General features: G+C 62.2%; 9 protein-coding genes and 1 pseudogene. 4 read left to right on the forward strand and 6 right to left on the reverse strand.

Annotation, left to right across the window (positions count from 1 at the left end):
- The coding region (locus EOA32_RS26540) for a hypothetical protein (RefSeq protein ID WP_145971358.1) at nucleotides 1–551 on the reverse strand (551 nt) is incomplete at its 3' end.
- A 232-nt stretch (nucleotides 552–783) separates the two neighbouring features.
- On the opposite strand from EOA32_RS26540, the gene EOA32_RS26545 reads away from it, so the two are divergent.
- From EOA32_RS26545 to EOA32_RS26555, 3 genes are all read left to right on the forward strand, one after another.
- Nucleotides 784–1,299 (forward strand): hypothetical protein, encoded by a 516-nt coding sequence (locus tag EOA32_RS26545; RefSeq protein WP_245299612.1) that lies wholly within the window; start codon nucleotides 784–786, stop codon nucleotides 1,297–1,299.
- A gap of 138 nt (nucleotides 1,300–1,437) precedes the next feature.
- The gene (locus EOA32_RS26550; RefSeq protein WP_128373287.1) at nucleotides 1,438–2,178 is read left to right on the forward strand and encodes a sulfotransferase domain-containing protein; all 741 of its coding nucleotides are present in this window, start codon (nucleotides 1,438–1,440) and stop codon (nucleotides 2,176–2,178) included.
- Between the two features lie 335 nt (nucleotides 2,179–2,513).
- Nucleotides 2,514–4,928, forward strand: coding sequence for a sulfatase-like hydrolase/transferase (locus tag EOA32_RS26555; protein ID WP_189407385.1), 2,415 nt, complete (start codon nucleotides 2,514–2,516; stop codon nucleotides 4,926–4,928).
- A 28-nt stretch (nucleotides 4,929–4,956) separates the two neighbouring features.
- Here the strand turns inward: EOA32_RS26555 and EOA32_RS26560 are convergent, their stop codons facing one another.
- The 3 genes from EOA32_RS26560 to EOA32_RS26570 are packed head-to-tail and all read right to left on the reverse strand — an operon-like array spanning nucleotide 4,957 to nucleotide 7,971.
- Nucleotides 4,957–5,940, reverse strand: a complete 984-nt coding sequence (locus EOA32_RS26560) for an NAD-dependent epimerase/dehydratase family protein (RefSeq protein WP_095829251.1) — start codon at nucleotides 5,938–5,940, stop codon at nucleotides 4,957–4,959.
- 31 nt (nucleotides 5,941–5,971) lie between these two features.
- The gene (locus tag EOA32_RS26565) at nucleotides 5,972–7,048 is read right to left on the reverse strand and encodes a glycosyltransferase family 2 protein (RefSeq protein ID WP_127324486.1); all 1,077 of its coding nucleotides are present in this window, start codon (nucleotides 7,046–7,048) and stop codon (nucleotides 5,972–5,974) included.
- A 5-nt stretch (nucleotides 7,049–7,053) separates the two neighbouring features.
- Nucleotides 7,054–7,971, reverse strand: a complete 918-nt coding sequence (locus EOA32_RS26570) for a lysylphosphatidylglycerol synthase domain-containing protein (RefSeq protein ID WP_128373289.1) — start codon at nucleotides 7,969–7,971, stop codon at nucleotides 7,054–7,056.
- Nucleotides 7,972–8,460: 489 nt separating this feature from the next.
- Between EOA32_RS26570 and EOA32_RS26575 the strand changes: the two genes are divergently transcribed.
- Nucleotides 8,461–8,952 (forward strand): DUF995 domain-containing protein, encoded by a 492-nt coding sequence (locus EOA32_RS26575; protein WP_245499391.1) that lies wholly within the window; start codon nucleotides 8,461–8,463, stop codon nucleotides 8,950–8,952.
- Nucleotides 8,953–9,144: 192 nt separating this feature from the next.
- On the opposite strand, the gene galE is transcribed toward EOA32_RS26575, so the two are convergent.
- Together galE and EOA32_RS26585 are read right to left on the reverse strand one after the other, a co-directional pair.
- On the reverse strand, nucleotides 9,145–10,278 hold the full coding sequence (galE, locus tag EOA32_RS26580; RefSeq protein WP_128373291.1) for a UDP-glucose 4-epimerase GalE: 1,134 nt from the start codon (nucleotides 10,276–10,278) through the stop codon (nucleotides 9,145–9,147).
- Nucleotides 10,278–10,477 (reverse strand): annotated as a pseudogene (locus EOA32_RS26585) (SDR family NAD-dependent epimerase/dehydratase); the annotation flags it as partial. The gene galE and the pseudogene EOA32_RS26585, both read right to left, overlap by 1 nt.

The following is a 10,477-nucleotide window of genomic DNA, read 5'->3' on the forward strand; positions in this document are numbered from 1 at the left end:
GTCCTGTCGGCCATCTCGGCGCAGTACTTTTCCATGTAGGCCGTGGCGATCGCCTCGGTGCTGCCCATGAATGTTTTGTCGGCTTCATGCGCCCATTCTTGCGGAGCGCGGGCAAGGAGGACGATCGGCGACGTGGCGAAGGCATCGGTCTCAGCCGCGAGCAGGGTGAAGTAGGGCAGGCCACCCTCCAGCGGCGCGTAGACCAGATCGTAACTGCACCGCTCGAGATAATGCAGCAGCGCAGCGGATCGGCTTTCGGGCGTCGCCAGCGAGGGAAGCAGCTGGTCGGACCGGTCGAGAACCTCCAGTTTGACCGAGGCGGCCTCAAACTCCGCCCGTCGGGCCGCGACCTCGTCCGTGGATGGCACGTCCCGGCCGGCAACCCACAGCAGAGTGACGTCGTCTCCGTTTTCGGCGAAGAGCCTTGCAAGTTCGCCGGGCGTCATCGCGTCGTCAATGTCGGCGTCGCGCGGGATCGCTTGCGCCGCCACGCAGATGCGGCGACGTTCAACACCCGGCCCCAACGGCTTCAGCTTGCTTCCGACCGCCATTGCAGCTTCCCTTACCGCAATTCCGCTAACAACGCTTTTGCGCTCTGCCTGCCTTCTGGTCGCGCCGGATTTACTTTTCAGTGATCATCCGTCTGCGCCACCGGTAAACCAAGACCATCAAGCGGCGTCTAAAACAACTGTGCAATCAAGCGATTGTTACAAGTTTATCGACACGGCATAACCAATCTTTACGCGTCCGGGCTAACCGTTCACGGCATAGCAGGAGGCGCGAATGAAAACGATATTGAAGTTTCTCGCTGCGCTCGCCTTGACGGGCGCGATGATCTCGACGAGCTCGGCAGACCAATTGCTGCGTCCGCGCATGAATCTCGGGAAGGGCTACGTCAAGACGATCAGCGGCGACCGCGGCGGCTATGTAATCGACTATGCCATCCGCATGCTGAAGATGCGCCGCAGCGGCGGCTTCGTGCGCTTCAACGGTGCGTGCGATTCGGCCTGCACGCTTTACCTGGCGATGCCCAAGAGCAAGGTCTGCGTCACGCGCAACGCATCGTTCGGCTTCCACCTGCCGTATGGCGCCGGGGCGCGCGGCAACCAGGTCGCTGCCGACTTCATGATGAAGAACTACCCTGGCTGGGTTCGCGGCTGGATCGCCAAGCGCGGCGGCCTGAAGAACTCCGTCACCACCATGACCTATGCGGATGCGAGCCGGTTCCTGCCGACTTGTCCTGCCGAACAGCGTTCGACCATTGCGAGCCTCAGCCCAACGCGCCTGCGCGGCGGTTGAACCCCGCAGCAGGTGTTGGGACGCCGACGACGGCGGGTGCTTCAGGGCGCCCGCCGTTGCCGTTTCAAGCGGCCGCTCACATTTGAACGGAGAGGTCGTTTGTGTATGTTCGGGTAAACTCCATCGGGTGTGGCGTGAATGCAGTCTTGTCAGAAGTTCGTGCTGATCGCTTCGCCACGAACCGGTTCTCAAGCGCTCAATCGCCATCTCAACCAATATGACGGGATGGTCCTGCACGGCGAAATCTTCAATCCGAGCTTCGTCGGCTTGCGCCATGACTATCACGAGAAAATCGATCTGCCGCGCGATCGGGTCGATTTACGAGATGCCGAGCCGGAGCAGTTCATCGCGCGCGTCTTCGACGATCCGTCGGCTCGCTTCGTCGGTTTTCACATATTTCCCGACCAGACACGCGCGGCCATACTCCCCGTGTTGGAAGATGAAAGCGTCAAGAAGCTCTGGCTTGTCAGGAATCCGATCGCGTCCTTCGTCTCGCTGCTCGAAGCGGAAGCATCCGGAGTATGGACAGTCCATGCCACCGATCGGGTCGCAGCCGACAGCCCGAGAAAGAAGGTGCATTTCGACATAGACCGTTTCAACGCGTTTCTGCGCGAGCTGAATCTGTTTCGCGCAAAGATCAGATCCGTGCTGTTCGAGACCCGACAGCCGTATTTCCCGATCCACTATAGCGACATCGGCGATCCATTGGTTGGCAATGCAATCATTGCCTATCTCGGCGGTTCCCAGCGACTGGACCACTTCGAGACCGAAATCCTGAAGCCGCCGCAGCGGCCTTTCGTCGACCGCATCGAGAATTACTGGGAATTCGTGACCTATTTCAGGGCAGTCTCGACGGACGATCTGTACGCGTTCGGCTGACGTCGGAATGAAGCCGGGCCGGCCCGCAACACGGTCTCAGCTTTCTTTGTTGCCGCAAGCTCGCCGCTTCCAACGCTGATCGGCCCTTTGGCAAACCCATTGTCTTTCAGTGTTTGCGGTTAACCAGTTCTGAAGAGACGTCGTTAACGCACACTTGATTTTGTTGACTCTTTCCTGCCCCGAACCGATTTTGCGCACGGGGTTTGAAAGCTGCCGGCCGTGGTTTCTGGCCGGAGCACAGACTGGCGGTGGGCAATTTCATGAGTATCGGCGGCGGTATGGGCTCGGCGAGCCGGTGCGAGGGTGGCCAGACGGGATCGAGGACGAAACCTGCATTGACCCAGGAACTTCGCTTCACGCGGATGTCCTTGCGCGTCATTTGCACCAGCCTGTGGTTATGGCTTCTGCTGGGCATCTACCGGGCCGTCATCGTCGATCCGCAAACGACATTTCAAGGGGTTCTGGCGTCCATTCCCATGGGATTGGCGGCAAGCTATTACGACCTGATCCTCATCACATCAGTGACGGCGGCAACGCTGATCCTGCTCTTCCTTACAAAGTCAAGCCGGCTCGCATCCGCGGCCATCGCCTCCCTTTTCTATCTCGGGGTCGTGGTGTCGCTCGGCTGGGGATTTGCCAACATCAATCTCGTCAAGATGCTGGGTGAGCCTTTCACCTTCCAGTGGCTGGTCTATGGCGACTTCCTGCAGAATGCCGACGCCAAGAGCGCGATGGGCGACGCCCTCAACGTGAGGGATGCCGCGATCCTTTTCGGGTCCATCGTTCTGGTGCTGGCCCTCGGCTACGCCGCGGGCAGTTTGTGCCAGCGGCTGAGTTCCGCAGGCCGCAAGAGGTTTCTCATCGCTTTGGTTCTGTGCGTTGGCGCGGCCCTGGTCGGCAGCGGCTATCATGTGCGCGCTCAGTCGCTGCCAGCATCCAAGGTCGACAATCCTATCGTGTATTTCGTTCAGTCGGCGTGGTTCAGTTCGACGCCGGTGACTTTTGCGATGAGCGCCGGCGGCAATGATGCCGATGTCGCCAGCGTCGGGGAGCGTCCGGCGGAAACCTCAAATTTCAAGGCGCCGACGCCAAATCCGATCAAGAACGTGCTGATTTTCATGATGGAGTCGGTGCCGTCGAAATACATCGAGACCTTTGGCGGCCAGTATCCGATCACGCCGAACATAAAGAGCTATGCCGGAGATTCCATTCGGTTCGACAAGATCTATGCGCATGCGCCGTCCACGCACTACTCGATCTTTTCGCTGCTGACCTCGATGTACAACGACATCTCATTCTACGGGATGACCGCCAAATATCCGTACCTGCCGCTGGAGACGATCTCCAACGCCCTGTCCAAGCACAATTTTCGCACCGGGTTCTTCTGGAGCGCCGATTCCCGTTTCCAGCGTGTGGACGAGTTCCTGATCAACAAGGGACTGGATGTCATCCAGGACTATCGGGGGCAGAAATGCGCCACCCCGACCTTCAAGCTCAGTACCGAGCAGTGGAAGAACATGGACTACAACAGTGACCTCTGCACGGCCCAAACGATCATCGACTGGATGAAGAAGGATCCGCAGAAGCCCTTCTTCGGCATCATGTTCACGGCGATGACGCATTATCCGTATATCACCGGCAGCCCGATGTTCTCGAAGATGGTGCCTTCCGCCAAAGACATCGGGCCGGTGCACTACGTCGATGACGAAAAATTCAATGCCTATCTCAACGCCCTGAAGGTCGGCGACGCAGCGTTCGGTGAAATCCTCGATTCACTGAAGCAGTCCGGCAAGCTCGATTCGACGCTGGTTGTCGTCCTTGGCGATCATGGCGAGGCGTTCGGAGAACATGGCGACTACGTCCATGCCACGGCGATCTACGACGAGAACGTCCACATTCCGCTGATAATGATCAACAAGCACCTTTTCCATGACGAAGTTGCGCATCCGGTCGGCGGCATCGTCGATATCGCTCCGACGATCATGGACATACTGGGACTGCCATTGCCCGAGCAGTGGCAGGGCCGCAGCTTGTTCAGCGAGCAACGGCCAAACAGGACCTTCTTCTTCAATCCGTGGGCCGGCTCCTTGCTCGGTTATCGCGATAATGATCGAAAGGTGATTTTCAACGCTACCACCGGCAAGGTCGAGGAATACGACCTTAAGGCCGATCCCGGCGAAAAGACGAACCTATTCGACGAAGGCTTGAGCGATCGAACGGCGCTGCTGCAGCCGATTGCCGGCTGGGTGCAATCGCAAAAGCGGCGCATAGCCACACTTGTCGCCAACGCGGCCGGAGACGCGGGGCGCTGCACAGCCACAAGCTTGGAGATCGACGCGGCCGGCACCGACTACCAGGGGCAGCCTCGCTTCGACGTCTTCGCCGACGGCAAGCGCCTTGGCGAGATCGCCGTCCATGGTAAGGAGAGCAACGCCTCGACCGGCGAGCAGCGCGTAGCGGAACTGACGGAGGCGGCCGTCGAGGCGCAACCGTTCCACCTCGACCTTAGCGGCGTGCCCAATCCAAAGACGATCGAAATTCGTTATGTCAACGACCAGTGGGCCGGAGACGGCCGGCCCGGCGATCGCAACCTTTTCATCAAGAGCATAAAAGTGAACGGGCAGCTTGTGCCCAACAGCAAGCTGCACGTCGACGAGCAATCCCATGGCTACACCGACGACAGCGGAACCGCCATGTATACCAACGGCTCGCTATGGGTCAGCGGTCCGTTTATCGAAGGATGCATGTAGGGCAGGGCATCGGCGGCAGCGTTTCGCTTTACCGCTTGCCCTCCGGCCGCCATTCCCGCCGGTACCAGTCGACGAATTTCGCCAGTCCTTCCTCGATCGGCACTTTCGGCTTGAAGCCGATGTCGCGCTCTAGCGCGCTGGTGTCGGCAAAGGTCTTCTCGACATCGCCGGGCTGCATGGGCAGATCCTCACGGATGGCCTTCACGCCGAGCAGCCCTTCCAGCGTCTCGATGAAGCGACCGAGATGCACCGGCTGGCTGTTGCCGATGTTGTAGATGCGGTGGCGCTCGCGGCCGGCCGCCGGCGGCTTGTCGAGAACCGCAATCACGCCCTCGACAACGTCGTCGACATAGGTGAAATCGCGCCACATCTCGCCGTGATTGAAGACGCGGATCGGCTTGCCGGAGAGCATCGCCTCGGTGAAGATCCAGGCCGCCATGTCCGGTCGTCCCCAGGGGCCATAGACGGTGAAGAAGCGCAGGCCCGTCTGCGGCAGCCCAAAGAGATGCGAATAGGTCGAGCTGATCAGCTCGTCCGCCTTCTTGGTCGCCGCGTAGATCGACACCGGATTGTCGACGCGGTCGGTTTCCACGAACGGCACCTTGGTGTTGCCGCCATAGACCGAGCTCGACGAGGCATAGACCAGATGCTTGATCTCGGGCGATGCACGGCAGAGCTCCAGCACCTCCAGGTGGCCGGCGATGTTGGCGTGGATATAGGCGCGCGGATTTTCGAGCGAATAGCGCACGCCCGCCTGGGCGCCGAGATGCACGATGCCGCTCAGCAGCGTTCCCTCGAGATTCGCCGCCAGCGCGCCCGGCTCGGCTATGTCGAGTTGGCGGAACGAAAATCCGTGCCGGCCGGAAAGCCTGGCGAGCCGTGCCGCCTTCAATGCCGGGTCGTAGTAGGCGTTCATGCAGTCGACGCCGACAACGGCGTCGCCGCGGGCGAGCAGGCGCTCGCAGACATGGCTGCCGATGAAGCCGGCGGCTCCGGTCACAAGGATGGTCATGCGCGGACCTCGGATGAGGGCAGGGGCGGGATCATTTCCGTCTCGGGGCTTTCTTGGCTTGCGCGGGCGGGCTCGGCCAACGCCAGCCATCGCCTTCGCCAGGCGCGGGCTGCGGGCGCGCCACATAAGCGAGCGAAACATTCGCCTCGAGATAGACGCGCGACAGCATCTCGGCGAGCACGCCCGACGTTACCATCTGCAGGCCGGCGATGACCAGGAAGAAGCCGGTGAACAGCATCGGGCGCGTTCCAATGTCCTGTCCGAAAAACACCTTCAAGCTGAACAGGTAAGCAAGGATCAGCGAGCCGAGCACGCCGAACACGATGCCGATCCCGCCGAAGAAATGGCCGGGCCTGGTGCGGTAGCGCATGAAGAAGAACATGAAGACCAGGTCGAGCACCACGCGGAAGGTGCGCGAGATGCCGTATTTCGACTGGCCGTGGATGCGGGCGTGATGCGTCACCACCTCCTGGGCGATACGGCGCGGCGTCGTCACCGTCGCCAACCAGGCCGGGATGAAGCGATGCATTTCGCCATAGAGCCTGACGCTGCGGATGACGCTGCCGCGGAACACTTTGAGGCTGCAGCCATAGTCCTTCAGCCGAACCCCGGTGACGCGCGCGATCAGCGAGTTGGCGATGCGTGACGGCAGCCGGCGCATCCAGAAACCCTCCTGGCGGTTCTTGCGCCAGCCGGCGACGAGGTCGAGGTCCTCGGTCAGCAGTCGATGGACCATGCGCGGTATGTCGAACGGATCGTTCTGCAGGTCGCCGTCGAGCGTCGCTATGACATCGCCGCGGGCAGCGTCGAGGCCGGCCTGCATGGCCGCCGTCTGCTTGAAGTTGCGCACCAACTCCACAGCGTGCACATGCGCACCGTATTCGGCCGCCAGGCGGCGAATTTCGTTCGGCGTGGCGTCGGTGCTGCCGTCGTCCACCAGCACCACTTCCCAGGGCTGGCTGTAGTTCTCCATCGCCTGGTGGATACGCACGATCAGCGGCTCGACGTTGTCGGCCTCGTTATACATCGGGATGACGATGGAAAGCTGGTGCTCGGGCATGACGGCACCGGCAGGCAGCCCCGACTGAGGAATGGGAAGCATGTCCATGGCGGTCATTTCCTTGCGGGTCCCGTAGCCGGCGTCTCCGGCAGCGTCGATTTCGAGGGAAACAGCCAGGCGATCGCACCGGTGGCAACGGCCGAGCAGAGGATGAACAGATGCAGCGCCAGCGCCGCCTGCAGCCCGTCCTTCATGGCGATGCCGGAATAGAGCAGCGCTGCGGCGGCTCCAGCCTCGTAAGTGCCGAACCCGGCGACACCCTGCACCGGCAGGATGGCGGCGGCCTCGGCGCCGACGGCGCCGGGAAAGGCGGTCTGGAAGGAGGTGCCGAGCAGCATGGCGAGCAGCCATCCCTGCACGGCAAGCTTCAGCGTCCAGTTGGCGACCGTCCACCACCAGCCGTAGCGGGAGCGCCTCGTGGCCTCGGTGAAGATATCGCGCAGCTTGCCGAGCTTCGAGACGATGCTGCCGCGCCCGGCCCAGTCATGCGGCGCGCGCGACCAGCGCGGCAGATACCAGGCGGAGGCAATCAGCGCTGCTATTCCCGCGGCCCTGAGCGCCGGGTGAAGACCGGGCCACACCAGGCACGCGAGCACGCCGACGACGAAGGCGTCCTGCAGCCTGAACCACAGGAGCGAAGCGCCGGCGCGCACGATCGAGATGCCGAACACCTGCCGCAACAGCAGCGGGAAGGCGGTCTCGCCGCCGCGGAACGGCACCACGTTGATCATGGCGTTGTGAATGAGGATGACGCGCAGGCAGGCGCCGAAGCGGCCGTTTACCTCGTGGCGGAACTCGTCGCAGACCCGCAGCGCGCGCAGCACATAAGTGACGAACAGCGCCAGCGTCACCGCAGCGAAGGCGCCCGGCGTGATGCTGGCGAAGGCGTCGCCCACCATCTTCCAGCGCGAGTCTGCGGCAAGCCATGTCAGCAGCGCCAGGGTGACAATTATCGAGAATGCTCTTTTCAACCAGTTCTCCGAATGGCGCCGACCGCCGCATTCCGGGTAATTGCTTCGATTTCGAAATCGGGCGCACGGAAGGGGACCGCTCCAGGTCGCCGGCTCCCTTGCCGGTTTTCAATGGCCTGGCGAGGCGCCAAGATTCCGAGCCCTTCCGTGGTCGCCGGCCCGTTCAACGTTTCTGCTCCATCATAAGCGGCCGATCCTATAGACCAGCGGCTTGCCCATCCACAAGCTTTGGCGCGGCCGCAATCACCGTCCGCGGGCGATCCTGGCTCGCTGCGACGGGAAGGTTGACACCATTCCTCGAGCGGCAGTTAATATCACGTGGGGGCGGTAGCTGCGCATTGGGATCGAATACCCAATCTGGGTAGTGACGCCGGATCGAAAGGCGTCGTCGAAATGTTATCGCTCATCATTCCTGCAGTTCGAAAAATATTGCCGTCCAGACCAGCGCGGAGCGTGAGGTGCCGTCGTTCCGCGCGGCGCGCGGACCTGATGCTTCTGCTCCTCTGCGGTGGAGCGACGCTGTCCGGCGTTGCTCACGCAGCCGCCGCCGGGTCCCCGGCAGCGGCACAAGCAGGCCCCACGCCGACGGCATTTGAGTTGCAGTTGTTCTATGCCGACCGCACCTGGAACTGGGAGGACGGAGCCGCCTATTTCGCCCAGGACAGGCGCATGCGTGCCTGGACGTCAAAGCCTGGTTCAACGTCCTTCGCCGAAGGCACATGGCATCTCAGCAATGATGGCAAGATGTGCATGGAGCTCGTCTGGCGGTCCACGGCCTATGCGGCACAGCCCATCCGCACCTGTTTCAGCCATCGCGTCCTGAACGGGACCGTCCAGCAACGGAGGGATCCGGATGGCCGGTGGTACAGCTTCAGGCACGCTTCGGACAATTCGACCGACGAGTTCAAGAAAATTCAGGCGGGCGATACCAGGAGCGTGGATTTCGAAAAGGCCCGCAAGTTGGTCGATCCCAAGAGTTAGTCGCTGCTGGCGCACGTCCAGAAAAATGCCTAGAGCGGCTGGCCGTTTCACGGAAACGCCGACCCGCTCTATCTCTTTGCTCACGCAATTTCCGGACGGAAAACCGCTGCACACGTCCTGGAATTGCTCTAGCAGTTTCCGCTCAGAATTGTCCCGGCGGATCAAATCTAAGAGGCTCGCTGAGACAAGCCCTCAACCCAGCTCAGCGAGCCCACGCCCCGACACAGTACTCACAGGGACGACTGCCAGCCGTGCAGGCTGGCGTTTTTCCGCGGCGTTCATGCCGCGCGGCGCGCGCTTCGCGCGCGAGACGTCGGTGGACGCTTTGAGAGCCTTCGGCTTCAGGGCCGGCCGCAGCCCGAAGAAGGGCGCTGCCGTCCTGACGATGGTGTCGATATCGGAAAATTCCGCCACGAAGCCCAACTGCTCTTGTGCAAGGCTGGGATCGGCGAACAGCCCGGCCGGGTCGCCGGGCCGGCGCGGTTTATAGGCGACCGGGACCGGCCGGCCGGTGATGCGGCCGACAGCCTCGAGGACCTCCTTTATCGAGATGCCTTGGCCGGTGCCGAGATTGACGGACAGGCTGTCGCCGCCGGCCTCGAGATGCATCAATGCCATGAGATGCGCGCGGGCGAGGTCGCTGACGTGGATGTAGTCGCGCACGCATGTGCCGTCCGCTGTCTCGTAATCGGCGCCGAAGATCTCGATCGCCTCGATCATGCCGGACGCCGCCATCAGCACCCTCGGAATGAGGTGGGTTTCGGGAGTATGCCATTCGCCAAGCTCGCCTTCGGGATCGGCGCCGCAGGCGTTGAAGTAGCGAAGGATCGCGTATCTCGTTCCATAGGCAGCGGCATAGTCCCTGATGATTTCTTCGCCCATCAGCTTGCTGCGGCCATAGGGGCTGATCGGCTTCTGCGGCGAGGCCTCGCTCACCGGCAATGCTTTCGGCACGCCATAGGTCGCGCAGCTCGAGGAAAAGATCACCTTGTCGATGCCGCTTGCCCGCGCGGCGTCCAGTACGGCGATGGTGCCGCCGACATTGGTCGCATAGTAATCCGCCGGCGCGCTGACCGACTCGCCGACATAGGCAAGGGCGGCGAAATGGATGATCGCTTGTGGTCTGTAAGTCTCGATCGCCCGCCGCAACGCTTCGGGGTCGCGGATGTCGCCGACGACCAGTGGCCCCCAGGCGACGGCTTTCTCGTTGCCGCGGCTCAAATTGTCGTAGACCACCGGCAAGTAGCCCGCCGCCGACAGCAGCTTGCAGGCATGGCTGCCGATGAAGCCGGCGCCACCCGTCACCAGAACGGGGCGGCGGGTCATCATGCCGTTGCCTCCCTGGCGGTCGATGCCTGGACCGTGCGCGGGGCGATGAACCGGCGTCCGCCCAGGACGGCGTCGAAATAGGCGGCGGTGTGGGCGAGGCCTTCGCTCAGCGCAACCTTCGGCTCCCAGCCGAGATGCTGCCTAGCAAACGAGATATCGGGCTTGCGCTGCCTGGGGTCGTCGACCGGCAGCGGCC

It is taken from the genome of Mesorhizobium sp. M1A.F.Ca.ET.072.01.1.1 (assembly GCF_004023325.1).
GTDB lineage: Bacteria > Pseudomonadota > Alphaproteobacteria > Rhizobiales > Rhizobiaceae > Mesorhizobium.

Excerpts from the sequence above, each read along its gene's own strand:
- EOA32_RS26545 (WP_245299612.1), top strand. The coding sequence starts at position 784 with ATGAAAACGATATTGAAGTTTCTCGCTGCGCTCGCCTTGACGGGCGCG.
- EOA32_RS26550 (WP_128373287.1), top strand. The coding sequence starts at position 1,438 with ATGCAGTCTTGTCAGAAGTTCGTGCTGATCGCTTCGCCACGAACCGGT.
- EOA32_RS26560 (WP_095829251.1), bottom strand. The coding sequence starts at position 5,940 with ATGACCATCCTTGTGACCGGAGCCGCCGGCTTCATCGGCAGCCATGTC.
- EOA32_RS26565 (WP_127324486.1), bottom strand. The coding sequence starts at position 7,048 with ATGGACATGCTTCCCATTCCTCAGTCGGGGCTGCCTGCCGGTGCCGTC.
- EOA32_RS26575 (WP_245499391.1), top strand. The coding sequence starts at position 8,461 with ATGCTTCTGCTCCTCTGCGGTGGAGCGACGCTGTCCGGCGTTGCTCAC.
- galE (WP_128373291.1), bottom strand. The coding sequence starts at position 10,278 with ATGACCCGCCGCCCCGTTCTGGTGACGGGTGGCGCCGGCTTCATCGGC.